Here is a 23,507-nt window from a genome sequence, read left to right on the forward strand (position 1 = left end):
CATTCATGAACCGACGTACGGCTCTTCGGCAAACCCTGGGTTTCATTGGGTTAAGCACCACGGCTTCCCTGCCCGTATTGAACGCTAAAAGTAGTTTACAAAACCCAAACAACCAACGCTTTCGAGTTGGGGCCTGCGACTGGTCGATCGGTCAATCCAGTAAAATCGAAGCCTTCGACGTGGCCAAAACCATCGGCCTCGATGGCATTCAGGTGAACCTGGGCTCCGAAAAAAACGACATGCACTTGCGCCGGAAAGACCTCCAGAAAGCGTGGCGCGAAGCCGCCAAACGAACCGGCGTTCAGATCGGTGGTCTGGCTCTGGGCGAACTCAACAACATCCCCTACAAGTCCGATCCGCGGGCCGAGCAATGGGTGCAGGATAGCGTCGGGGTAGCCAAAGCCCTTGGTGCCAAAAATATCCTGCTCGCGTTCTTTAACAAAGGCGATTTGAAGAACGATCCGCAGGGGACTCAAGTAGTGATTGAACGGTTGAAAGCCGTGGCGCCCAAAGCCGAAAAAGCAGGCATCGTTCTTGCTATCGAATCGTGGTTGAGCGCCGAAGAACACATGGCCATTATCGATGCGGTGGCGTCGCCCGCCGTGAAAGTATATTACGATGTATGTAATTCCACGGTTATGGGATATGACATTTTAAAGGAAATCCGGTGGCTTGGGAAGCAAAAACAGATCTGTGAATTCCACTTTAAAGAGAATAGTTACCTCCTCGGGCAGGGCAAGGTGAATTACCCGGAGGTTCGGAAGGCCATCGACGCCATTCAGTACGGCGGTTGGGTTCACATCGAAGGTGCTGTGCCAGAGGGGAAAAACATGTTGGAAAGTTACACTTATAATAATAAGTTTGTAAGAGAAATTCTGGCGTAGCTGATTGATGTTACTGTTCCACGGTTTTCTGTAATTAGTACTTATTATAATAAGTTTGACTGGTCTTAAATGTTGTTTTTCAGGTAATTATTCCACGTGGAACACTAAAAGATGAAGATTACTATTCCTGCCCCGCCCCGGTTTTTAAGCGCATCGATCCTGTTGGGAACCCTGGTTTTGGGCCTGCCTCAATGGCAACAAGCTCCTCAGGCCATTAGCCAACTTCCGGAATCCGGCGGGCCTGCCCGCCGGGGAATGATCGTCGGATCCGACTCCAATACACTCTATTTACCCGACGATCTGGAAGCCACGGTTTGGGCCGAAGCGCCAATGTTCTACAACCCGACGAACATCGACGTCGACGCCCGGGGTCGGATCTGGGTAACCGAAGCTGTCAACTACCGGAACTTTAACAACAAACCCGAAACCCGGCTCGACCACCCGAACGGTGAGCGCGTCATGATTCTGGAAGACACCAATGGCGATGGAAAGGCCGATCAGTCCAAAGTCTATATCGAAGACAAGGACCTCGTGTCGCCCCTCGGTATTGCGGTTATTGGCAACAAAACCATCGTCTCCGCTGCGCCGAATCTCATCATCTATACCGACGAAAACGGCGATGATAAGCCCGACAAAAAAGAGGTTTTTCTGACCGGTTTTGGCGGTCTTGATCACGACCATTCGCTGCATGCCCTGGTGGCCGGGCCGGATGGGAAATGGTATTTCAATACCGGAAATGCCGGGCCGCATACCGTCACCGACAAAGCGGGCTGGACGCTCCGGTCGGGAAGTCTCTATACCGGCGGAACTCCGTATAACAAACTCAACAAAGGCAACCAGGTCAGCGACGACGGCCGGGTCTGGGTAGGCGGTTTAGCCCTGCGCATTAACCCCGACGGAACCGGGCTGAAAGTGATGGGCCATAATTTTCGGAACAACTACGAAACCGCCCTCGATTCTTACGGTAACATGTGGCAGAACGACAACGACGATCAGGTGGTCGCGTGTCGGACGAGCTGGCTCATGGAAGGTGGCAACATGGGGTATTTCAGCCAGGACGGCACCCGGTATTGGCAGGGCGATCAGCGGCCGGGTCAGGACATTCCAACCGCCCACTGGCACCAGGAAGATCCCGGCGTCATTCCGGCGGGCGACATCAGCGGGGCCGGGTCGCCAACGGGCATGGTTTTTTACGAAGGCGACCAACTTGGCGCCAACTACCGGGGCATGCTGCTGAGTGCCGAAGCGGGTCGGAACGTTATTTTTAGCTACAAACCCGAACCCCAGGGCGCAGGCTACCGGATGCCCCGGACCGACTTCATCAGCACCTTTCCGAAAGTAGACGAAAACTACAAATGGAACGACATCACCGACGACATTCGCAAGTGGTTTCGCCCGAGCGATGTGACGGTTGGAACCGACGGGGCCTTGTACATCGCCGACTGGTTCGATCCGGTGGTGGGGGGACACCAGATGAAAGACAAGAAAGGCTACGGACGGATTTACCGCATTACGCCCAAAGGCAAAAACCTGAAAGTGCCGGTGATCAATACCGACAAAACGAGAGGTCAGATTCTGGCATTGACCAACCCCGCCACCAACATCCGCTTGCTGGGTTTTGAGAAATTGAAAGCACAGGGCGAAAAAGTCGTAAAACCGGTTTCCAAACTGTTGACCGATCCAAACCCGTATCACCGCGCCCGGGCCATCTGGATGCTATCGCAACTGGGTCCGAAAGGACAGCGGAAGGTTGAGGAGTTGTTGAAATCGGATCAAATAGATTTGCGAATAACCGCGTTCCGGGCGTTGAAGCAAACTCAACCCGATGTCGTGGCACTGGCCCGCAAGATGGTCGATGATCCATCGCCGGCGGTGCGTCGGGAGGTGGCCATTGCTTTGCGCGATGTGCCGTTTGAGCAGTGCAAAGACTTGCTGGTTAAACTGGCGAATGGCTACGATGGCACCGACCGGTTTTATCTGGAAGCCGTTGGCATGGCTGCCGACAAAAAAGAAGAAGCCTTGTATGCCGCGTTGAAACCGACCATTCTGGCGAATCCCGTTCAGTGGGATCAGAAAACCGCCAACCTGATTTGGCGGCTTCATCCGGCCAGTACAGCGGAGTTGATGAAACAACGGGCCATGGCGCCAACCTTGACGGCTGATGCCCGTAAACAGGCTATTGTGGCCCTAGGATTCATGAAAGATCCGGTAGCCGCCCGGGCCATGATCGATTTGTCAAAACAGTCGGACAAAATCGTTGCGCAGCAGGGCGAGTACTGGGCCAATTTCCGCCGGTCGAACGACTGGGCAACGTTGCTGAACTGGGATGAGGTGATGCCACCGAAATTGTCGGAACCGGAACAGAAAGCCCTGGCCATGCGGCAAAAACTGATGGAAGAGTACACCAGTGCCGAAGATAAAGTGAAACTGGCCAAAGAAATGGCGGCTAGTCCGGAAGGCGGGAAACTGCTGGTGGGCCTGGCCGCCGAGAAGAAATTACCCGAAAATCTGAAACCGGCAATCAGCGAAGTGATTTTTACCAATACCGATCAAAGTGTGCGGACGATGGCGGGCGACTACTTTACGCGCCCCGGCGGTTCGGCAACATTTTCGCAGAAAAAGATCGAATCGTTGTCCGGTAATGAAACCGCCGGACTAACGGTTTTCAAAGCGAACTGCGCGACCTGTCACCGGCATGGTCAGCAGGGGAAGGACATTGGCCCGGAGCTAACGAAAATTCACCAGAAGTTCGATCGCACGGGGTTACTGGATGCGATCCTGAATCCCAGTGCGGGTCTGGCATTTGGCTACGAACCGTGGTTGATTACCACCAAAAACGGCCAGACTTACTACGGTTTTCTGATCAGCGATGGACAAGAGGCTCTGGTGATAAAAGATGCCGCCGGGCAGAAGCATACGCTGCCAACGGCCCAGGTTGCTTCCCGCAAGCAGTACAGCACAAGCCTGATGCCGGACCCGGCTTCACTGGGACTTTCGGAACAGCAACTCGCGGATTTGGTGGCGTATTTGTTGAAAGGAAATTAACCGTCTTGTACCGGGATTAAACTGACTAAAGGAGTAACGACGATGGCTGGCGCATTCAACGAATCATCGTTACTCCTTTAATCAGTTTAATCCCGGTTTAAAACAGGGTCTTCAGGTCCAAACCGCCGAACGTTCCGGAACTCATGAACAGGTAAACCGTAGGCTGGTCATTCGAGAGACTTTTCAGATACGTCTCCAATTCGGCCGAATCCGTAAAGACCTGCAAATCGGGGCGATCGAAAGCGGTTGCAATCTCGGCTGCGTCGATCGGGTCAAGGTGTTTGATTTCCAGTGTGTGCGGGCTGTAAAAAATAACGGCTACATTAGCTTTATCCAGTTTATCCCGGTATTGCTTCAGGAAGGTTTTGTTCAAACTGCTAAAAGTGTGCAGCTCGACACAGGCCACCAGCCGACGGTTGGGAAACTGGGCTTTCACAGCCGCAGTAGTGGCTTCCACTTTGGAGGGCGCATGGGCGAAATCCCGGAAGACAAGGGTTGAGCCATCGTCTTTCACTTTCTCCAGCCGCTTGCTGGCTCCTTTGAACGTCTGAATGGCCGCATAGAATAGTTCCTCCGTAATCGCCAGGTGATCACAAATCGCCAGCGCACCACTGATGTTCTTCATATTATGCTCACCAAAAACCAAAACCGGGATGTCGCCATGTTGTTTGGAGACCAATACGGTTTTGCCGTTTTCGATCCGGTACGGATGCACATCATACGGCTGACGGGTCACATCCTCCCGTTCTTTCAGCGCAATGACATCCAGCATATCGTCCGTATCATCAAAAACGATGGTGCCGGATTTGGACATGGCATCGGCCAGGAGTTCAAACTGGTGAACATACTGGTCATACGTTGGATAGAGATTGACATGGTCCCAGGCAATCCCGCTGATAAGGACCATATGCGGGTGGTAATGCAAAAACTTCGGACGCGGGTCAATTGGGGAGGTGCCGTATTCATCCCCTTCAATCACTATAACAGGCGCATCGGTGGTCAGTTTGACCATCGTCTCGAATCCTTCGATTTGCGCTCCCACCAAATAGTCAAAATTTCGCTTATGGTAGTGCAGCACGTGCAGAATCATGGCCGTAATCGTGGTTTTGCCGTGGCTGCCCGCAATAACGACACGCTGTTTGTTCTGGCTTTGCTGGTACACGAATTCCGGGTACGAATAAACCGGCAGCTTCAGTTCCTGCGCTTTTTGCAATTCCGGGTTGTCGGCCCGGGCGTGCATGCCCAGAATGACGGCATCCAGTCCAGTGTGAATGGCGTCGGGATTCCAGCCGATATGTGCGGGCAGCAAACCGTGTTGGTTAAGCCGGGCGTGGGAGGGTTCGTGAATTTCATCGTCGGAACCGGTGATGTGGTGTCCCTGTTGCTGCAGCGCAATGGCCAGATTGTGCATAACGCTGCCGCCGATGGAAATAAAATGAATAGTCAATGGCTTCATTCTGTCGAATATGTGGCGCTAAAAATACAAGTTCTTTTCATTTGAAACTGAAAAGTTGACCAGATGGCTGGAAAACCGGTCGTTCTTTTTGGGGAACGTTTGCACTAGCGCCGTAAAAATTAACAACAACTTCCGAATCAAAACCCCCATTTTTTCGTTTTTAGTACTGCGAGTAGACATTCACGCAGCAGCTTGACAATCAGGCGCGCAGTCTGTGTTACATTTTGTTTTTGTAAACCGGTTCCTGCCCCATTGCAAAGCTGCTCTTTTTATGCCATTTTCGCAGTCTTTTTTCGAAACCAACAAAACTCTTTTATGCTTCTGCCGAAAGGATGAAAAGCTACAACGACCTGATCGAACAGACCTTTGAATTCCCGACCCTGGAATTCAAAGTTGAGAACAATCATCTGCTGTTCAACAACGTTCCTTTGATGGAAATTATCAAGCAGTATGGAACACCGCTTAAACTGACCTACTTACCCAAAATTACCGAGCACATTGAACACGCCCGCATGTTGTTCAAGAATGCAATGAAGCGGTATAATTACAAGGGAACGTATACATACTGTTACTGCACGAAGTCGTCGCATTTTCGTTTTGTGCTCGAAGAAGCTTTAAAAAATAAGATCCATTTAGAAACCTCATCGGCTTTCGATATCCCGATTATCCGGGAATTGCACAAAGACGGAAAGGTGGACAAGAATACGTTTATTATCTGCAACGGATACAAAAGGCCGCTGTATACGCAGTACATCAGCGAACTGTTGAACGACGGGTATAACGTGGTTCCAGTGCTCGATAATCTGAAGGAAATTGAAGCCTACGAGGAGGGCGTAACGGCTGAGACGGTCAATCTGGGTATTCGGATTGCCACCGACGAAGAGCCGAACTTTGCTTTTTATACCTCCCGGCTTGGCATTCGCTACAGCGACATCAATGAACTTTACCGCTCGAAGATTCAGAACAGCGGGAAGTTCAAGCTGAAGATGCTCCACTTTTTCATCAATACCGGGATTAAGGACAGCGCCTATTACTGGAGCGAACTCAGCCGGTTTATGTACAAATACTGCGAACTGAGCAAAATCTGTCCCGATCTCGACTCCATCGACATTGGTGGTGGCATGCCGATTCAGACGTCGTTCCAGTTTACATACGACTACCAGGCGATGGTCGATCAGATCGTGGAAAGCATCCAGTGGATCTGCAATAAGAGCAACGTTCCCGTGCCGCACATCTTCACGGAGTTCGGTAGTTATACGGTAGGAGAGAGTGGCGCCGTTATATACAAAGTAATCGATCAGAAATTGCAGAATGATAAGGAGTTGTGGTATATGATCGACGGTTCGTTCATTACGCAATTGCCGGATTCGTGGGGCTTGGGTCAGAAATACATCATGCTGTCGGTCAATAACTGGGATAACCCCTACCAGAAAGTCAATCTGGGCGGTTTGACCTGCGACTCACACGATTTCTACAACACGGAAGCCCACAGTGCCGATTTGTACCTGCCCATTTTTGAACGGGACACGGAAGACCAGTACATTGGCTTTTTCCACACGGGCGCGTATCAGGAGTCGCTGGGTGGTTACGGCGGTATTCAGCACTGCCTCATCCCGGCTCCGCAACATGTAATCGTGGACCGGGATAGTGAAGGGAATCTGACCACGCGGCTTTTTGCGCCCGAACAGGATAGCGAAGTGATGCTGAAAATTCTGGGGTATAAACAAACCGCAACGCCGGTGACGCTCGACATTAAAGCGGCTAAAGCCGCTGAAAATGAAGAGGAACAAGCCGTTGAAGAATTAGAAAAACAGGAAAATTAAAATAGCACAGTTTTTGCCCTGTCCACAAAAGCCACCTGGTTTTTGTGGACAGAAAATGTAACCAGCAATGAAAAAGATCAGCATCATTCTGGGTCTGATGGCCCTTGTATCGCTCGGTTCCTGTGCACGCAGAGCGTGTCCGGCTTATGACAGCCACTTGCAGCAGAAACAACCGGTTTCGACCGAACAACTCGCTTAATCAGCAGGCAGCGTTCACCACCATTTTTGACGCTTCCAGCAGATTGGGAGCCTGTTGATCGCCAACGGGACGCTCCGGTATTTCGTGTGTAATGTGCAGGGTACGGACGCCCACCCGCTGGCCGGCCTGTATATCACGGGGTGCGTCGCCGATCATCCACGATTGGCTGACGTCGATGTTGTATTTGGCGATGGCTTTTTCCAGCATCAGCGAATCGGGTTTCCGCAGCAGCGACTGCGAATCGAAATCGGGATGGTGCGGGCAGTAATAAATGTCGTCGATCAGGTTGCCACACTGATCCTGAAGGTATTGGTGACAACGCATGACGTCGTTCCGTGAGTAGAGACCACGGGCAATACCGGCCTGATTGGTCACGACAATCAGTAAATAACCGGCGTTTTTCAGGAGACGCAGTCCTTCAACGACTCCTGTCGGAATAATAAAATCTTCAACCCGGTAAACGTAATCAGTCCGGTCTTCATTCAAAACGCCATCCCGGTCTAGAAAAATGCATTTGCTCATGTGTGTGGAATTGTGTGTTCCGATGGTAGTCCTATCAATATCACCAATAATACGGTATAAATAGTATTTTTAGCGAAATAACTAGAAATAAAAGAGTATTTTTTTCTTTTTAGTAACAAAAAGAAAAAAAAGCCGTGTTTACTAAAAGCGGCTATATACGTTACAACGGGAGAGAAGTGATGAACGACATGATGAAACGGTGCTTTTTGATTTTGTGGCTACTCTGTGTGGGTGGGCTCACTTCGCAAGCGCAGAAGATTGTCCAGCGGGATAGCAATCCACCGCAACGAGATGTTGAAGGGGGCGGGATGGTAACGAAAGTGGAGTACACCAATCATAAAATGATTGTATATTTTGAGTCAGAAAACCGGCAACGAAACCGGCAACAGTTCGTACAAAGCTCTCAAACGGTTTATGGTCCCGGACATCCCAACGCCTGGCGGTTATACGACAAAAAGGGGAATAAGGAATACGCGTTATTGTATATTAAGAACATAAAAGCAACCCTGGATGACGGGCAAATCCGCGAGGTAGCGCTTTTAGATGAACCTCAAGCGGCCCAATTTGATTTCGCGGATAAAATTTCCTGTGAAGCGCATTTTGAGCGACCGGGCAAGAATGTCAGCTCAGTTGATTTGATCGAGGAAGATGTCCGGTTTTACAGAAGCAGGACGAGGTCACAGCAGCCGTATAACGTATATGATCTCCGGGTCATGGTTTACAAAGACGACATGCGAAACTCCAAGCCACCCGTTCAGAAATCGCCGGTGAAGCCGAAGCCCAAACCAATGACCCCGACCGCTCAAAAACCGGCTCCAAAAGATTCGGTCGTGGCACAGACGCCACCCAAAAAAGAAACGCCCAAGCCGGTACCTGCCGAAAAAGTGGAAAATTTTGGCTCGAAGGTTGAAGCGGGCCGGACGTATCGGTTGAATAACCTGCTGTTCAAGCAGTCGGCGTATGAAATTGAACCGGAATCGTATCCTGAATTGGATTCCCTGCTGTCCATCATGGCGCGAAACCCCACGATGGAAATCGAACTGGCAGGCCATACCGACAACGTTGGCGATCCGAAGCTAAACGTGGCCTTGTCGCAGAAACGCGTCGATGCCGTCAAAAGCTATCTCACCAACAAAGGCATTGCGCCGTCGCGGATTCAAACCCAGGCGTTTGGGGGCAGCCAACCCATTGCCGATAATTCACGTGAGGAAACCAAGCGGCTGAACCGGCGGGTGGAGGTGAAGATTTTGAAGGAATAAAAAGAATTTCAAATGGAAAATGGTGAACGCTAAATGGAAAAGTTAACGAGTGCTTAGCCTCCTAACTTTTCCATTTAGCGTTCACCATTTTCCATTTGAAATTCTCTTACAGTGCCGCCAGATTTTCCTCCAGCGTTTTGATTTTCGCTTCGGCATCGGCCAGTTTCTGCCGCTCGCGGTCGATGACGTCCGGTTTGGCATTGGCGACAAATTTCTCGTTCGAGAGCTTTTTCAAAACCGACTCCAGAAATCCTTTGGTATAGGCCAGTTCCTTTTCAATGTTCGCCCGTTCCTGCTCCACGTCGATTTCCCCCGCGATGTTGACAAAAAACTCGACGCTTCGGATCATGAACGAAAGGCCGTCGGCTTTTTCAGTCACGTAACGGATATCGGAAACCACCGCCAGCTTTCGGATCAAACCTTCCAAAGGCGTAAACCGGTTTTTATCGTCCGTTTTGATGGCTACGGGTAACTCGGTTTTGGGATTGATCTGCTTGCTGTTGCGCACGTTCCGAACGGTGGAAATGATCTCAAACAACATGTCAAAATCGGCCAGCAGCGATTTATCGACGGTTCCGGGGGTTGGATACGCCGATACGCAAATGCTTTCGCCGGGCTGCCGTTCGCTGATTTCCTGCCAGATTTCTTCCGTAATGAACGGCATGAACGGATGTGCCAGCTTCATCAGCCGTTCGAAAAAGTCGATGGTCGCGTCGTAAGTAACCTTGTCGATGGGCCGAACCTGATCCTGCTGCTCATACCCCGGTTTGATCATTTCGAGGTATTGCGAGCAGAAATCATCCCAGATCAGCTTGTAAACCGTGTGCAAGGCATCCGACATGCGGTATTTGCTAAAATGGTCTTCCAGGTCGATCAGTGTCTGGTTCAGTTTCGATTCAAACCACAAAACCGCTAAGGGCGGCTCAACAGCGTTCGTATCGTCGCTCACTTTCCATCCCTTGACCAACCGAAACGCATTCCAGATTTTGTTGCAGAAATTCCGGCCCTGCTCCACCAGTTTCTCGTCATACAGCAAATCGTTGCCCGCCGGTGAGCTGAACAACATGCCCGTCCGAACGCCGTCGGCCCCAAATTGATCGATCAAATCCAGCGGATCGGGCGAGTTGCCAAGCGATTTCGACATTTTTCGGCCCTGCTTATCCCGCACAATGCCCGTCAGATAGACATTTTTGAACGGTTCACGGCCCTGGTATTCGTACCCGGCGATAATCATGCGGGCCACCCAGAAAAACAGAATTTCGGGGGCGGTTACCAGATCGTTGGTGGGGTAATAATAATCGAGGTCACCCGGTGCGGCTTTCGGGTCGTTTGAGTCGTAGGAAGGCTTGAAAACCGCCATGGGCCAGAGCCACGACGAAAACCAGGTGTCCAGTACATCCTCATCCTGGGTCAGATCCGTCTCACTCAACGCAAACAACTGGTATTTTTCGCGGGCAATTCGCAGGGCTTCCTGTTTGGTTTTCGCCACGATAATCCGCCCGTCTTTCATGTAAAAAGCCGGGATCTGGTGGCCCCACCACAACTGGCGGCTGATGCACCAGTCGTGAACGTTCTCCATCCAGGAACGGTACATGTTCTTGAACTTGGCCGGATGCAGTTGAATCGTGTCGTTCAGGACATTTTCCAGTGCCGGTTTCGACAAGTCGCCCATTTTCAGGAACCACTGCAACGACAGTTTCGGCTCGATCACGGCATTGGTGCGCTCCGAAAAACCGACATTTGATTTGTAATCCTCTGCAACAACCAGGTGGCCGGTTTCTTCCAGTTGCTTGATGATTGCTTTCCGGGCAGCAAACCGATCTACACCGACGAAAATCTGCGCCTTTTCGTTCAACGTACCGTCGTCGTTCAGAATGTCGATAACGGGCAGGTTGTGTTTTACGCCCAGGGCGTAGTCATTCGGATCGTGGGCGGGGGTTACTTTCAGACAGCCCGTACCAAAATCCATCGTTACATACTCATCCGTGATGATGGGAATGGCGCGGTTAATCAACGGAATCAGGACTTTTTTGCCGTGCAGATGGGCATAGCGCTCGTCGTCCGGATGGACCGCAATCGCCACATCGGCCATGATGGTTTCCGGCCGAACGGTTGCAATCGTCACATAGTCTTTTTCCAGCGTCGACCCGGCATCGTCTGAATGGCCACCCTGAATTTCATACCGGATGTAGCACAGTTTCTGCTGCACTTCTTTGGTAATCACTTCCTCATCCGAAACCGCCGTCCGACCCTGCGGGTCCCAGTTCACCATCCGGATGCCGCGGTAAATCTGGCCTTTGTTGTATAAATCGACGAACGTTTCGATCACGGCATCGTAGAGCGCCGGTTCCATCGTAAACCGCGTCCGGTCCCAGTCGCAGGAAGCACCGAGCTTGCGGAGTTGCGACAGGATGATACCACCGTATTTATAGGTCCATTCCCAGGCGTATTCCAGAAACTTTTCCCGGCCAATCGACAACTTGTCAATCCCGCGTTCCTTCAGCATGGCCACGACTTTCGCTTCGGTCGCAATCGATGCATGGTCCGTACCGGCAACCCAGCAGGCATTTTTGCCTTCCATCCGGGCTTTCCGTACCAGCACATCCTGAATGGTATTGTTCAGCATGTGTCCCATGTGCAGCACACCCGTTACGTTCGGGGGCGGAATAACGATGGTATACGGTTCGCGGTCGTCGGGCGTGGAATGAAAAAAGCGGTTTTCCAGCCAATACTGATACCACTTGGCCTCGATGTCTGTGGGATTATACGTCTTCGAAATCATGTCAATGAGATGTGAGAGGCTAGACAAGAGAGTAAAGACTTAACGCTTTGGATAACTCTTTACTCTCTTGTCTCAGCTCTCTTGTCTTTTTCTCCACAAAATTAGTCAATTCAGAACGGGCGCGAAAACGAAATACCGAGTTTGCTAGTTTTACGTTCAAACGACCATCTCTTTACGCGCATGGACTTTGGAAAACTGCCCTCCGTCGATCAGGTCGACTTCACGCTGCCGCCCGATTCGCCGTTCAACCAGACGGTTTGGGAAAAGGTCGAGCCAACGGCGGTTCCGGAAGTGTACATCGGCGGACCGATCTGGGCCAATAAAAACTACGTGGGCCGGATTTACCCCTCGCAAACCAAAGAGAAAGATTTCCTGTACCATTATACCCGGCAGTTTAATACCATCGAACTGAACAGTACCCATTACCACAGTCCGACGCCGGGTATGATCGAGAAGTGGAAAACCGAAGCCGCCGGTTCGCCGATTCGGCCCCGGTTTGTGTATTGCCCGAAATTTCCGCAGGCCATCAGCCACGATCGCGCCCTGGTGGCGGCTGAATCGCTCACCGAAGCGTTTGTCAATGCGGTTTTGAGTCTGGAAGAGTTTCTGGGAACGACGTTTCTGCAGCTGCCGCCCACGTTCGGGCCGGACAAATGGCCGGTTTTGGAAACCTACCTGAAAAACCTGCCCGACGATCTGGAAGTGGCCGTCGAGTTCCGGCATCCCGACTGGTTTGCCAAGCCCGAAATCTGGCAGCGGACCCTCGAACGGCTGCACATGCTCCACCGCGATCTGGTAATCACGGATGTAGCCGGTCGGCGCGATGCCATGCACATGAGCCTGACCAGCCCGCGGCTGGTGCTGCGGTTTGTCGCCAACGAAGGCCATCCCACTGATTATGAACGCGCCGATGCCTGGGTGGAGCGATTGAAAACCTGGTTCCAAAACGGCTTGCAGACCGCCTACCTTTTCATTCACGGCGGGGGCGACAACGACACCGCGCCCGAATTGATTCGCTACTGGATTCGGAAACTCAATGCGGTTTGCGGCTTGAATTTACAGGAGCCAACCATCCGGCCGGAGGTTGTGCAGGGAAGTTTGTTTTGAATTTAGAATCAGCCGGTTTACATTTGTCCCATGAATCCCACAAAAACCGTTCGCAATCCTCATCATTCTGTCTGGTAGCACGGCAGAACGGATGCGTTTTTGGGGTTGAACAAGAAACAACGAATTCCCGATACCAAACCCGGTTCTGCCACGAGCCGGGTTTTTTGTTATGAAAACCGTCATTATCAAATACAACGCCGGCAACGTGCAGTCGGTCATGTACGCCCTGGAGCGCATCGGCGCCAGTTACCTGCTGACCGACGACGAAGCCGAAATCCGCTCGGCCGACAAGGTGATCTTTCCCGGCGTGGGCGAAGCCAGCACGGCCATGGCGTATCTGCGGCAGCGGGGGCTGGACAAAGTCATTCCGTCGCTGAAACAGCCGGTTTTGGGGACCTGCGTGGGCATGCAATTGCTCTGCCGGTATTCCGAAGAGGGAAATACAACCTGTATGGGCGTTTTCGATGTCGATGTCCGGCGGTTTCCGGCTACACCCGGTTTCAAAGTGCCGCACACGGGCTGGAACAACCTGACCACGATGCAGGGGCCGCTAACCGAAGGATTGACGGAAAACCCGTATGTTTATTTCGTCCACAGCTATTGCGCCGACGTTTGCCCGGAAACCATCGCAGTTTGCGACTATGTCCGTCCGTTCAGCGCGATGTTGCACCGGGATAATTTTTATGCCGCCCAGTTTCACGCCGAAATCAGCGGAAACGTTGGTCAGCGAATTTTGGAGAATTTTTTGGATGTAGACAAGAGAACTTAGACAAGAGAATAGAGACTTTATTCTCATCATTTTTGTCTATCCTCTCTTGCCTCAACTCTCTTGTCTATTATGTACATTATACCCGCCATCGACCTCATTGAAGGCAAAGCCGTCCGGCTGACGCAGGGCGATTACAACCAGAAAAAAGAGTACAACGCCCGGCCACTCGAAGTGGCGCAGCAGTTTGAAGACGCCGGTTTGACCCGTTTGCACTTGGTCGATCTCGACGGTGCGAAGGAAAAACGCGTCGTCAACTGGAAAGTGCTGGAATTGATTGCCGCCAAAACCCGGCTGCACATCGACTTTGGCGGTGGGGTGCAATCGGACGAGGACTTGCGGATGGTTTTTGAATGTGGTGCCAAACAGGTGACGGGTGGAAGCATTGCCGTCAAAAAACCGGACGTTTTTGAAAAATGGCTGTCGCAGTTTGGCCCGGAAACGATTATTCTGGGCGCGGACGCGAAGAATGAGAAAATTGCCGTCAGCGGTTGGGAAGAGGATACGCAGGTCTGGGTGTATGACTTTGTGGAAACGTATGTGGAAAAAGGCGTCAGATACATCATCAGCACCGACGTGGCCAAAGACGGTTTGCTGGAAGGGCCTTCATTCGACCTGTACCGAAACTTGCAGGACCGCTTTCCCGATTTGAACATCATTGCCAGCGGGGGTGTCAGTGGCATGCAGGATCTGGAAGTCCTGGCCGATATGAAGTTGTTCGGCGTCATCGTTGGCAAAGCGATCTACGAAGGCCGGGTTACGTTAAAGGAGTTATCGATGTTTTTAAAATGAGTCGTTTCGCGGAGTTGAGCGGAGAGGAGCAGAGTTAAGCAGAGAAATTTATAACTCTGCTTAACTCTGTTCTTCTCCGCTCAACTCCGCGAAATAACTCCCTCAAGTATGCTCACAAAACGCATCATTCCCTGCCTCGACATCAAAGACGGGCGGACGGTGAAAGGAACCAATTTCGTCAACCTGCGCGACGCAGGAGACCCGGTGGAACTGGGCGCGATTTACGCCCGCGAAGGTGCCGACGAACTGGTTTTCCTGGATATTACGGCCACGGTCGATGAACGTAAAACCCTGATCGAACTGGTTCGGAAAGTAGCCCACACCGTCAACATTCCGTTTACGGTCGGGGGCGGTATTTCATCCATTGCCGACGTTTCGGCCCTGCTTAACGCTGGAGCCGACAAAATTTCGATTAATTCGTCGGCGGTTCGGAATCCGGATCTGGTTGATGAACTGGCGCAGGAGTTTGGGAGTCAGTGTATTGTGGTGGCCATCGATACGCGGTTTGTCGACGGTGAGCACATCGTTCACACGCACGGTGGTCGTCGGCCGACCGAACTGCGAACCCTGGCCTGGGCGAAGGAAATCGAAAACCGGGGTGCGGGCGAAATTCTGCTGACGTCGATGGACACCGACGGAACCAAAGCCGGTTTTGCCATTGAGCTGACGGCGCAAATTTCGGGCGCGGCCAATATTCCCGTCATTGCGTCGGGTGGAGCCGGATCGATGGCGCATTTTGTAGATGTGTTCACGACCGGGAAAGCCGATGCTGGCTTGGCGGCCAGTATTTTCCACTTCAAAGAAATTGAAATACCGGCTCTGAAACGGTTTTTGAGCCAGCAGGGAATTCCGATGCGAACGACAGCTTAAGGTTAGAATTACGAAAATTATGAACATTGACTTTTCAAAAAATACCGACGGCCTGATTCCGGCCGTCATTCAGGACGCCGAAACCGGGAAAGTGCTGATGCTGGGCTACATGAACGCGGAAGCCTACGAAAAAACCATACGCGAAAATATCGTGACGTTTTTTAGCCGCAGCAAGCAACGCCTGTGGACCAAGGGCGAAACATCCACTAACTTCCTGCAAGTTAAAGAGATGCTGGTCGATTGCGACGGTGATACGCTGCTCATCAAAGTGCATCCCGCCGGACCCACCTGCCATACCGGTGCCGACACGTGTTTTGACGAAGTGAATCAGGGGAAAGGATTGTTTCTCAATTATTTACAGCGAATTATCCGGGATCGGAAGCAAAATCCGACGGAAAAATCATATACCTCGTCGCTCTTCAAGAAAGGCGTCAACAAAATTGCCCAGAAAGTGGGTGAGGAGGCCGTTGAACTGGTGATCGAAGCCAAAGATGACAATGCCGACCTGTTTAAAGGCGAAGCCGCCGACCTGCTCTATCACTATTTAATCCTGCTGGAACAGAAAAATATTGATCTGGACGAGGTAATTGCGGTATTGCAGCAGCGACATACCAAATAATTTGGCAAACAATGGTTTAAAGTTTCCGGTTTGAAGATTGGAGTTGCTTATTTTTTCATACAACTTTAGACGTCAAACTTTAATCTTTAAACGCACTATGGGTCTTATCATACGTATTCTGATCAGCGCCGTCGCTGTTATTGTGGCCAGTTATATCATTCCGGGGGTCGGTGTCGACGGTTTCGGCACGGCTTTGCTTGTCGCCATTGTACTGGGTTTGCTCAATGCCTTTTTGAAGCCCATTCTGGTTTTTCTGACCATTCCCATTACGATCATCACGCTGGGGCTGTTTTATCTGGTCATTAACGTGTTGATGGTATACCTGACAGATTATCTGGTGGGCGGTTTTCAGGTCAGTGGATTCATCGCTGCGTTGTTGTTCAGTATTCTGGTATCCGTCGTAACCTGGCTGATCGATTCGATTGTCAGCTAATCCATCCTTTCTGTGCTGAAAAAGTCAGGCCTTCCGGTCTGACTTTTTTGTTGCGAGACCGACAACTCATAACTTTTCTGAACCAGACCAGTTGTTAGGATGAATCATTAGATTTGCAGCCCCATGAAAAAACTATTCTCAATACTCCTTGTCATACAGGTTATTAGTATCCATCAGACCCGGGCGCAGTGCGATCCGGCCACGCCCCAGCAAAATGCCGCCTACGAAAAGGTGGTGAAAGAATTGCAGAACCAATTCCGGAAAAATCCACCGGCGGGCAACTGGCAGGTATTCGACGAACGGCATTCGCTCGGCAAACTGGAGTTGAGTGATGAATACGGCAAGATTTTCCGCATCTGCGGAGATCGCTACGATCTGTCGTTCCAGCAGGCATCGGCTGCCAGCCAGCAAAAAGCCCGTGCGGATAGTGCCAAAGCCATCGGCGATACCATCACGCAACAGCAGCGGTCTTTTGTGATGAGCACGGATTCCGTTTACAAGGAAGCTGATCCGAACCGGACGACCGATCTGGCGCAATCGACGGTGGATATCAACGTTGAAATGAATGCCGGAAATTACCGGGTCGAAGAACCCATCAGCAACCGGTTTGCGGCTTCCTACAAAACCATTCCGGTCGACGGTGCCCCGTTGGCCCTCCAGATCATCCTGAAACCCAACGATGCCGGTATTGCTGCCCGGCCCGAAACCGTCGTGTTGCTTGGCAACTGGAAAAATAACCTTCAGAAAAACCCGCGCGGAGACAAGCTCTACCATTACTCCTATAAAAAAGGCGGTACGCTGATCGAAAACATGATCGTGACGATCAAAGCGCCCCTTGATGTGGCCAGCGAAATTGTGAAGAAAATCGACTGGCGGGCGCTCAGCAACACCCTGACCAAATAGTTGTCCGAAAAAGTACCGCGAAATCCCGTTTCACAATCGTATTTTTGTGGAATGAAAAGCATCGTCGTCTACTGTGGTTCGAACCCCGGATCGAATCCTGTCTATAAAGAAGTCGCCCGGGAATTGGGCGAGAAATTTGCGGAACGCGAAATCCGGCTCATCTACGGTGGCGGCAACATGGGCCTGATGGGCGCAGTTGCCGATGCCGTGATGACGAACGGCGGGCAGGTAACGGGCGTTATTCCCAACTTTCTGGCCGCTTTGGAAGTCGCTCACGAGACGCTCACCGAATTACACTTCGTTGAAACGATGCACGAGCGGAAGTTCAAAATGGTGCAATTTGCCAAAGGGGTGATCGCGCTGCCCGGCGGGTATGGCACATTTGACGAACTCTTCGAAATTCTGGCCTGGCGCCAGCTCCGGCTTTACGAAGGCCCCGTTGGCGTTCTGAATGTCAACGGGTTTTATGATCTGCTCCTGCAGCAAATGGACCGGATGGTGAGTGATGGTTTCCTGAAAGCCGAAAACCGGGAATTACTTATCGTATCGGAGTCGATCGATGAGTTGTTGGCAAAGATTGAAGAATTCTGGGAACAGGCGATTTAAATGTCGTAATCGGTCGGCTCGGAGAATTGAACCAGCAGGAAAAAGGTGAAAGCTGCGATGAGTAACCAGCCTATTACCAGCCCCTTAATCAGGTAAATAAAGCCAAATACCAGGCCTGTTACGCACAACACCACGTTGATCAGTAACCGCACTAGTTCACGCGGGGAGGATACGGCATGGAATGGCGTATGTTTCTTTTTTCTTCTTTTAAAGGGATCCATCTCGGTAAATATAACTAAGAATATAAAGGTGGAAAAAATAGTTAATATAAACTGGATTTAGAAGCTCATTTTTATAAATAATCCTAGCAAAAAGTAGGCCGATAAATGAATGTGGCATCTGATTTGACTTAGACATGCGGTAAACTAATCCAGATTCGTTCTTCGTTCTACTTATACTTCACTTCTACACCGTAATCAATGAAATTTCGGGAACTCACGCTGGTGGGGCTTTTGGGTATTACCATACCGATGGCTGTTGCGCAGCAAAATCCAGCCGCAAAGGCGGAAAGCCTGGGGAATCAGGTCAATTCAGAATACAATGAGGTCAATCCGGTCATTTCTCCCGATGGTCGGACGTTGTTTTTTGCCCGAATCAGTCATCCTCAGAATACGCACGGCAACAAAGGCAGCCAGGACATCTGGTATTCTGAACTGGGGCCGGGCAATACGTGGGGACCGGCCAAACGGATGGCTCCGCCCCTCAACAAGGATGAGTATAATTGCGCATATAGCATCACGCCCGACGGAAACACGATGCTGATCAAAGGGGCATATACGAACGGCACGTATGAAACGCGCGGTTTTTCGACCAGTAAACGAACCGCCACGGGCTGGTCGGCTCCGCAAAAGCTGAACATCCCCGGCTACGAAAAGATCAGCAAAGGTCAATACGATTGCGGCTATCTTTCGGCCGATGGCAAAGTGCTGGTGATGGCGTTTAGTGAAAAGAAAAACAGCAAGGAAGATGATGTTTACGTCAGTTTGCGGCAGAAAGACGGTTCGTGGAGTAAACCAATGAACCTCGGTCCCGAAATCAATACAGACGGCACCGAAACCACGCCGTTTCTGGCGGCCGACGGGGCTACCTTGTATTTCTCCAGCGACCGGCCCGGCGGTTCGGGCAGCAACGATATCTATGTTGCCAAGCGCGTCGACAAAACCTGGAAACATTGGTCGAAACCGGTCAATCTGGGTCCGGCCATCAATACTGACGGGTATGATGCTTATTATTCGGTGGCGGCTTCGGGCGAATATGCCTACATGACGAGTTTCAAAAACACGCTGGGCAAAGGCGATATTGTTCGGATCAAACTCATCGATACTGCCAATCCGAACGACAAAACCGCCCCACCTGCGACCAGCCCCGATCCGGTGGCATTGGTGAGCGGAAAAATAATTGACCAGAAAACCGGTAAACCCATTGAAGCCCGCGTGATTTACCAGACGCTGCCCGACGGACTCGAAGCGGGGGAAGCGACATCTGACCCGGTTACGGGCGAGTATAAAATCGTGCTGCCCTACGGCAAACAGTACAGCATGAGGGCTGTTGCGCCCAATTTTATTTCCGAAGGCGGCAACATCGACCTGAGAGAAACGAAAGGCTTTCAGGAAATAAAAGGCAAAGAACTGACCCTGATTCCGATTGAAGTGGGTCGCGCCGTGCGGCTCAACAACATTTTCTTCGACGTCGGCAAAGCCGTGCTGCGTGACGAATCGTTCCCGGAACTGGATCGGATGGTAGCCACCTTCAACGAAAACCCGAAGATGATCATCGAAGTCGGTGGGCATACCGACAACACGGGTTCCAACGAAATCAACCTGAAACTCTCCCAGGATCGCGCCGATGCCGTTCGTGAATATTTCATCGGCAAAGGCATTGAACCCGATCGCGTCGCCAGCAAAGGCTACGGCGAAGCCAAACCCGTGGCCAGCAACGACACCGACGAGGGACGGCAAACCAACCGGCGCGTGGAGTTTGTGATCAAGAAGAAATAAGAGGCTGTTTCGCAGAGTTGAGCAGAGGAAATCAGAGTTAAGCAGAGTTTTATTAAAAATTTCTCTGCTTAACTCTGATTTCCTCTGCTCAACTCTGCGAAATAACTTTTCGTTACAACTTACCCGGATATCCCGGATGCGCTTTCACCTTCCGGATTTGCCGCAGATGGCGGTCGACGTGGCCCCACTGGTAGATGTAAACCTGGTGCATGTTGCGGGGTGAATTACCGGCTGCCGTGAATTCGAAATGAGCCCGCATGTCGGTTTTGGTTGTATCGGCATATGCAATCGCCTGATCGCGAAGCCGTTTGAAAAAGGTCAGGTTGTCTTTTCCTCGAATAAAACCCGTAGGTTTGGCGATGTCCGGCGCTTTGTGCGGGGTGTCCTCCATAATGAAATTAGTGTAATAGCGGTCGGGTCGGCTGGTCTGGTTCAGTTCGGGCTGCGGTTTGCTGCGGGCTCCGATGCTGATTTCCCGCGCCCAGATAATTTCCCAGAGTGCCAGGTGTTCCACCACTTCGGCAATCGACCAGCGTTCGGGAGTTTCGTGAAAATGCCATTGGGCGTCGGTCAGGTTTTCCGTTTCCCGAATCAGCTCATCGCGGGTTCGTTTCAGGTTTTCGACTGTATACTTCTGGTCGGCTGCGGTCCAGAGTCGGGATTGCGCCTGGGCTGAAACCGTTGCCAGGAAAAAGAGGAATGAGATCATTTGTTTCATGGTGTGAAGGTATGTTTTGGTTGACGGAGCAAAACTACGGTGCGTTGAAACGGCGATATTGTAAAATTGCGACATTGTTCCGCAGAAGAATAACCGGCATTGGAAAGCATTCTCCGGCCTAACCGTTCAGTCAAAACCTCCTGATTGATTGGTGGATACGATTTTAAAAGCCGTATACTTACCAGCCTTTACCAATCGAATCCTTAACCAAAAAGAGACATGGGACTTGCAGCACAATTCGAATCCATTGTTGAGCGGCAGCTTAATGTACATGCCGCCTGGGTGCCGGTTACAACACCGTATAAGCTCGGTGATTATGGCCTGATTTCCGACGGGGTATTTCAGAAATTAGGCAATATTCAGGATGATTTTGATGTCACTTTCACGGAGGGAACCGGGCCGGAAGCCACCCTGAGTTTTGTGTCGGATAACACCACCGTGGTTGATGCCAGCACGGGTGCCGCCATCAACCTGAATCCGCAGGGCGAGCTTCAAGCGAATGTTACCTACAAATTTCACCAGGACAAATCCTTTCTGGTCAAAGCGCCCGTCATCACGGTCTCGGTGATCGAAAACGTGAATCAGGTTGCAAAGCAGCTCAAAAAAGCCGACGACTGGCGGAACAAGTTCAAAGTTGTGTTCCAGGTGTTCGTTGCGCAAAATCCCCTCATTCTGTCGACCGTCGAAGGCGGAACGGAAGTGACGATTGGCGCGGAAGGGAGTGCGCTAAAAACGTTCAATGTCGGAAGCGCATCGGCCGGGTTTAGTATGAAAACAACGAAAGAACTGGGCCTGAACATCAGCGGTAAAACCGGCGTTATTGCACTCGGACTATTCAAGCTGAACTTCTTTAGCGGCAATACCGAATTCATGGGTGTCGGCGACGAAGGAAAGGTGGAGAACCTGAATGGGGCCGCTTTGACCGACGATCTCTGACCGACGGGTGAACCGAACGTATAATCTGGCGGTGGGCAGTGAATAAAAAATCGAAATACCGATTTATTTATCCACTGCCCACCGCCAGATTTGGATGCACCCGTCTTGACGCCCTATCTTCACGTTCCCATTTAGGGGGAAACGGAAACACGCGAACGGCCTTTTTGTAGCCTGAAAACCTGCATGGTGTATGATTTTGATTGTTGATGACAGGCCGGAAAATATTTTACCTTTAAAGAAAATTCTTGAGCTGCACAGCTTTTCGGTCGATTCGGCCGAATCGGGTGAGGAAGCCCTGAAAAAAGTATTGAAGACCAACTATGCCGTTATCATTCTGGACGTTCAAATGCCCGGAATGGATGGATTTGAAGTGGCCAACGCCATTGCCGGCTTCAGCAAAGCGAGAGATACCTCCATCATCTTTCTTTCGGCGGTCAATACCGAGAAAAAATTCATTACCAAAGGCTATACCTCTGGTGGTGTCGATTATTTAACCAAACCGGTTGATCCGGACATTCTGGTTTTAAAAGTAAAAACCCTGCATCGGCTGTATAAACAACAGCAGGAGTTAAAAGAAACCCACACGTCTTTACAGAAGGAAATCGAGGTCCGAAAGCAGGCGCAGGAAGAAATTGCCGGGCGTATGCAGGAGTTGCAATCTGTTCTGGCTTCGCTGCCTCAAATGGCGTTTACGATTGCACCGGATGGCCGGATTGAATACGTCAACGAGCACTGGTTTCAGTATTCCGTCGATTCAACGACGTTTCCGCAAACCCACGCCGACGATGACGTTTGTCCGGAGTGGGAAAACTATCTTAAAAATGGAATTGAATTTACGCGTGAAATCCGCCTGAAAGAGTTGACAACGGGTGATTATCGTTACCATTTGTTGCGCATCTTGCCCATCAAAAAACAGGGCGTACCGGTGCGCTGGGTCGGCACGTTTACGGATATTCACCCGCAGAAACTGGCCGCGGATCTGCTCGAACAAAAAGTAGAAGCGCGAACGAAAGAACTGCTGATTAAAAATCTGGAACTGGAAAGAAGCAACCACGAATTGCAGCAGTTTACGTGGGTGGTTTCGCATGATTTAAAAGAACCGCTCCGGAAAATACAGATTCTGAACGATCTGATTAAAGAAAAATATTTAACCGGAAATGTTGAAGCAACGTCCTACCTGGACCGCTCCATTAATTCGTCGGCGCGGATGTCTACGTTGATCAATGATTTGCTGGCCTATTCCCAATTATCGACGCCTGCCCTGTTTCAACCGACGGATCTGAACAGTTTACTGCAAGAAATCCTGGCCGATTTTGAGGACGTCATCAGCCGGAGCAAGGCCGTGATTACGGTCGATCCGCTGCCGGTACTGGATACCATTCCGGGGCGGATCCGTCAGGTTTTTCAAAATCTGATCAGCAATGCGCTGAAGTTCTCCAAAAAAGAAACCGCACCGGTTATTCACATTCGGGCGGAATTAATCGAAGAAAAAGAAGTTGACAGTAAACCGTCATCCGCTGGTCGTTTTTGCCGCATCGTGGTGAGTGACAATGGAATAGGCTTTGATGAAAAGTTTATGGATCGCATTTTTGTGATCTTTCAGCGTTTAACCGACCGGGCCAGCTACGAGGGAACCGGTATTGGCCTGGCCATTGCCAAGAAAAATATGGATAAACACAATGGACTCATTACGGCCCGAAGCCGGGTTAATGAAGGGAGCCAGTTTATTCTGATTCTGCCCGTCCATCAGGTCAACGAATAAAAATATTCGCCAACGATAAGCGATTTTC

Annotated in this window: 21 protein-coding genes; 16 read left to right on the forward strand and 5 right to left on the reverse strand. The window is 50.9% G+C overall.

Going from position 1 to position 23,507, the window contains the following annotated elements:
• The first annotated feature begins 5 nt into the window (after window positions 1-5).
• Window positions 6-884, forward strand: a complete 879-nt coding sequence (locus F0P93_RS15990) for a sugar phosphate isomerase/epimerase family protein (RefSeq protein ID WP_150877628.1) — start codon at window positions 6-8, stop codon at window positions 882-884.
• A 111-nt stretch (window positions 885-995) separates the two neighbouring features.
• Complete coding sequence (locus tag F0P93_RS15995; protein ID WP_150877630.1) at window positions 996-3,929, forward strand: PVC-type heme-binding CxxCH protein; 2,934 nt, start codon at window positions 996-998, stop codon at window positions 3,927-3,929.
• 97 nt (window positions 3,930-4,026) lie between these two features.
• Here F0P93_RS15995 and F0P93_RS16000 read toward each other — a convergent pair whose 3' ends face one another.
• Complete coding sequence (locus F0P93_RS16000) at window positions 4,027-5,385, reverse strand: UDP-N-acetylmuramate--L-alanine ligase (protein ID WP_150877632.1); 1,359 nt, start codon at window positions 5,383-5,385, stop codon at window positions 4,027-4,029.
• A 332-nt stretch (window positions 5,386-5,717) separates the two neighbouring features.
• Between F0P93_RS16000 and F0P93_RS16005 the strand changes: the two genes are divergently transcribed.
• Window positions 5,718-7,208 carry a type III PLP-dependent enzyme domain-containing protein gene (locus tag F0P93_RS16005; RefSeq protein WP_150877634.1) on the forward strand — a complete coding sequence of 497 codons (1,491 nt, stop codon included), beginning with the start codon at window positions 5,718-5,720 and terminating at the stop codon, window positions 7,206-7,208.
• A 67-nt stretch (window positions 7,209-7,275) separates the two neighbouring features.
• Window positions 7,276-7,407, forward strand: a complete 132-nt coding sequence (locus F0P93_RS31900; protein ID WP_255472175.1) for a hypothetical protein — start codon at window positions 7,276-7,278, stop codon at window positions 7,405-7,407.
• Here the strand turns inward: F0P93_RS31900 and F0P93_RS16010 are convergent, their stop codons facing one another.
• Window positions 7,408-7,929: a D-glycero-alpha-D-manno-heptose-1,7-bisphosphate 7-phosphatase gene (locus tag F0P93_RS16010; RefSeq protein ID WP_150877636.1), complete on the reverse strand. Its 522-nt coding sequence runs from the start codon at window positions 7,927-7,929 to the stop codon at window positions 7,408-7,410.
• Window positions 7,930-8,117: 188 nt separating this feature from the next.
• Between F0P93_RS16010 and F0P93_RS16015 the strand changes: the two genes are divergently transcribed.
• Entirely contained in the window at window positions 8,118-9,188 is a 1,071-nt protein-coding gene (locus F0P93_RS16015) for an OmpA family protein (protein ID WP_191908833.1), read from the forward strand.
• A 106-nt stretch (window positions 9,189-9,294) separates the two neighbouring features.
• On the opposite strand, the gene F0P93_RS16020 is transcribed toward F0P93_RS16015, so the two are convergent.
• Complete coding sequence (locus tag F0P93_RS16020) at window positions 9,295-11,970, reverse strand: valine--tRNA ligase (protein WP_150877640.1); 2,676 nt, start codon at window positions 11,968-11,970, stop codon at window positions 9,295-9,297.
• A gap of 180 nt (window positions 11,971-12,150) precedes the next feature.
• On the opposite strand from F0P93_RS16020, the gene F0P93_RS16025 reads away from it, so the two are divergent.
• From F0P93_RS16025 to F0P93_RS16060, 8 genes are all read left to right on the forward strand, one after another.
• The gene (locus F0P93_RS16025; RefSeq protein ID WP_150877642.1) at window positions 12,151-13,077 is read left to right on the forward strand and encodes a DUF72 domain-containing protein; all 927 of its coding nucleotides are present in this window, start codon (window positions 12,151-12,153) and stop codon (window positions 13,075-13,077) included.
• A gap of 169 nt (window positions 13,078-13,246) precedes the next feature.
• The gene (gene hisH / locus F0P93_RS16030) at window positions 13,247-13,846 is read left to right on the forward strand and encodes an imidazole glycerol phosphate synthase subunit HisH (protein ID WP_150877644.1); all 600 of its coding nucleotides are present in this window, start codon (window positions 13,247-13,249) and stop codon (window positions 13,844-13,846) included.
• Between the two features lie 69 nt (window positions 13,847-13,915).
• Window positions 13,916-14,635, forward strand: coding sequence for a 1-(5-phosphoribosyl)-5-[(5-phosphoribosylamino)methylideneamino]imidazole-4-carboxamide isomerase (hisA, locus tag F0P93_RS16035; RefSeq protein ID WP_150877646.1), 720 nt, complete (start codon window positions 13,916-13,918; stop codon window positions 14,633-14,635).
• Between the two features lie 108 nt (window positions 14,636-14,743).
• Window positions 14,744-15,505 carry an imidazole glycerol phosphate synthase subunit HisF gene (gene hisF / locus F0P93_RS16040; RefSeq protein ID WP_150877653.1) on the forward strand — a complete coding sequence of 254 codons (762 nt, stop codon included), beginning with the start codon at window positions 14,744-14,746 and terminating at the stop codon, window positions 15,503-15,505.
• Between the two features lie 19 nt (window positions 15,506-15,524).
• Window positions 15,525-16,124, forward strand: coding sequence for a bifunctional phosphoribosyl-AMP cyclohydrolase/phosphoribosyl-ATP diphosphatase HisIE (gene hisIE / locus F0P93_RS16045; RefSeq protein ID WP_150877655.1), 600 nt, complete (start codon window positions 15,525-15,527; stop codon window positions 16,122-16,124).
• A 97-nt stretch (window positions 16,125-16,221) separates the two neighbouring features.
• The gene (locus tag F0P93_RS16050; protein ID WP_150877657.1) at window positions 16,222-16,557 is read left to right on the forward strand and encodes a phage holin family protein; all 336 of its coding nucleotides are present in this window, start codon (window positions 16,222-16,224) and stop codon (window positions 16,555-16,557) included.
• 123 nt (window positions 16,558-16,680) lie between these two features.
• On the forward strand, window positions 16,681-17,460 hold the full coding sequence (locus F0P93_RS16055; RefSeq protein ID WP_150877659.1) for a hypothetical protein: 780 nt from the start codon (window positions 16,681-16,683) through the stop codon (window positions 17,458-17,460).
• 51 nt (window positions 17,461-17,511) lie between these two features.
• Window positions 17,512-18,066, forward strand: a complete 555-nt coding sequence (locus F0P93_RS16060) for an LOG family protein (RefSeq protein ID WP_150877661.1) — start codon at window positions 17,512-17,514, stop codon at window positions 18,064-18,066.
• On the opposite strand, the gene F0P93_RS16065 is transcribed toward F0P93_RS16060, so the two are convergent.
• Window positions 18,063-18,287, reverse strand: coding sequence for a hypothetical protein (locus F0P93_RS16065; RefSeq protein ID WP_150877663.1), 225 nt, complete (start codon window positions 18,285-18,287; stop codon window positions 18,063-18,065). The genes F0P93_RS16060 and F0P93_RS16065 overlap by 4 nt on opposite strands.
• A 249-nt stretch (window positions 18,288-18,536) precedes the next feature.
• On the opposite strand from F0P93_RS16065, the gene F0P93_RS16070 reads away from it, so the two are divergent.
• A complete protein-coding gene (locus F0P93_RS16070) occupies window positions 18,537-20,063 on the forward strand; it encodes an OmpA family protein (protein ID WP_225309552.1) in 1,527 nt (508 codons plus the stop codon).
• A 112-nt stretch (window positions 20,064-20,175) separates the two neighbouring features.
• Here F0P93_RS16070 and F0P93_RS16075 read toward each other — a convergent pair whose 3' ends face one another.
• Window positions 20,176-20,781 carry a DinB family protein gene (locus F0P93_RS16075; protein WP_150877667.1) on the reverse strand — a complete coding sequence of 202 codons (606 nt, stop codon included), beginning with the start codon at window positions 20,779-20,781 and terminating at the stop codon, window positions 20,176-20,178.
• A gap of 219 nt (window positions 20,782-21,000) precedes the next feature.
• Between F0P93_RS16075 and F0P93_RS16080 the strand changes: the two genes are divergently transcribed.
• Window positions 21,001-21,717, forward strand: a complete 717-nt coding sequence (locus F0P93_RS16080) for a hypothetical protein (protein ID WP_150877669.1) — start codon at window positions 21,001-21,003, stop codon at window positions 21,715-21,717.
• Window positions 21,718-21,907: 190 nt separating this feature from the next.
• A complete protein-coding gene (locus tag F0P93_RS16085; RefSeq protein ID WP_150877671.1) occupies window positions 21,908-23,479 on the forward strand; it encodes a hybrid sensor histidine kinase/response regulator in 1,572 nt (523 codons plus the stop codon).
• The last annotated feature ends 28 nt before the right edge of the window (window positions 23,480-23,507 follow it).

It is taken from the genome of Larkinella humicola (genome assembly GCF_008727875.1).
GTDB classification, from domain to species: domain Bacteria; phylum Bacteroidota; class Bacteroidia; order Cytophagales; family Spirosomataceae; genus Larkinella; species Larkinella humicola.

Excerpts from the sequence above, each read along its gene's own strand:
- F0P93_RS15990 (WP_150877628.1), top strand. The coding sequence starts at position 6 with ATGAACCGACGTACGGCTCTTCGGCAAACCCTGGGTTTCATTGGGTTA.
- F0P93_RS15995 (WP_150877630.1), top strand. The coding sequence starts at position 996 with ATGAAGATTACTATTCCTGCCCCGCCCCGGTTTTTAAGCGCATCGATC.
- F0P93_RS16000 (WP_150877632.1), bottom strand. The coding sequence starts at position 5,385 with ATGAAGCCATTGACTATTCATTTTATTTCCATCGGCGGCAGCGTTATG.
- F0P93_RS16005 (WP_150877634.1), top strand. The coding sequence starts at position 5,718 with ATGAAAAGCTACAACGACCTGATCGAACAGACCTTTGAATTCCCGACC.
- F0P93_RS31900 (WP_255472175.1), top strand. The coding sequence starts at position 7,276 with ATGAAAAAGATCAGCATCATTCTGGGTCTGATGGCCCTTGTATCGCTC.
- F0P93_RS16010 (WP_150877636.1), bottom strand. The coding sequence starts at position 7,929 with ATGAGCAAATGCATTTTTCTAGACCGGGATGGCGTTTTGAATGAAGAC.
- F0P93_RS16015 (WP_191908833.1), top strand. The coding sequence starts at position 8,118 with ATGATGAAACGGTGCTTTTTGATTTTGTGGCTACTCTGTGTGGGTGGG.
- F0P93_RS16020 (WP_150877640.1), bottom strand. The coding sequence starts at position 11,970 with ATGATTTCGAAGACGTATAATCCCACAGACATCGAGGCCAAGTGGTAT.
- F0P93_RS16025 (WP_150877642.1), top strand. The coding sequence starts at position 12,151 with ATGGACTTTGGAAAACTGCCCTCCGTCGATCAGGTCGACTTCACGCTG.
- hisH (WP_150877644.1), top strand. The coding sequence starts at position 13,247 with ATGAAAACCGTCATTATCAAATACAACGCCGGCAACGTGCAGTCGGTC.
- hisA (WP_150877646.1), top strand. The coding sequence starts at position 13,916 with ATGTACATTATACCCGCCATCGACCTCATTGAAGGCAAAGCCGTCCGG.
- hisF (WP_150877653.1), top strand. The coding sequence starts at position 14,744 with ATGCTCACAAAACGCATCATTCCCTGCCTCGACATCAAAGACGGGCGG.
- hisIE (WP_150877655.1), top strand. The coding sequence starts at position 15,525 with ATGAACATTGACTTTTCAAAAAATACCGACGGCCTGATTCCGGCCGTC.
- F0P93_RS16050 (WP_150877657.1), top strand. The coding sequence starts at position 16,222 with ATGGGTCTTATCATACGTATTCTGATCAGCGCCGTCGCTGTTATTGTG.
- F0P93_RS16055 (WP_150877659.1), top strand. The coding sequence starts at position 16,681 with ATGAAAAAACTATTCTCAATACTCCTTGTCATACAGGTTATTAGTATC.
- F0P93_RS16060 (WP_150877661.1), top strand. The coding sequence starts at position 17,512 with ATGAAAAGCATCGTCGTCTACTGTGGTTCGAACCCCGGATCGAATCCT.
- F0P93_RS16065 (WP_150877663.1), bottom strand. The coding sequence starts at position 18,287 with ATGGATCCCTTTAAAAGAAGAAAAAAGAAACATACGCCATTCCATGCC.
- F0P93_RS16070 (WP_225309552.1), top strand. The coding sequence starts at position 18,537 with ATGGCTGTTGCGCAGCAAAATCCAGCCGCAAAGGCGGAAAGCCTGGGG.
- F0P93_RS16075 (WP_150877667.1), bottom strand. The coding sequence starts at position 20,781 with ATGAAACAAATGATCTCATTCCTCTTTTTCCTGGCAACGGTTTCAGCC.
- F0P93_RS16080 (WP_150877669.1), top strand. The coding sequence starts at position 21,001 with ATGGGACTTGCAGCACAATTCGAATCCATTGTTGAGCGGCAGCTTAAT.
- F0P93_RS16085 (WP_150877671.1), top strand. The coding sequence starts at position 21,908 with ATGATTTTGATTGTTGATGACAGGCCGGAAAATATTTTACCTTTAAAG.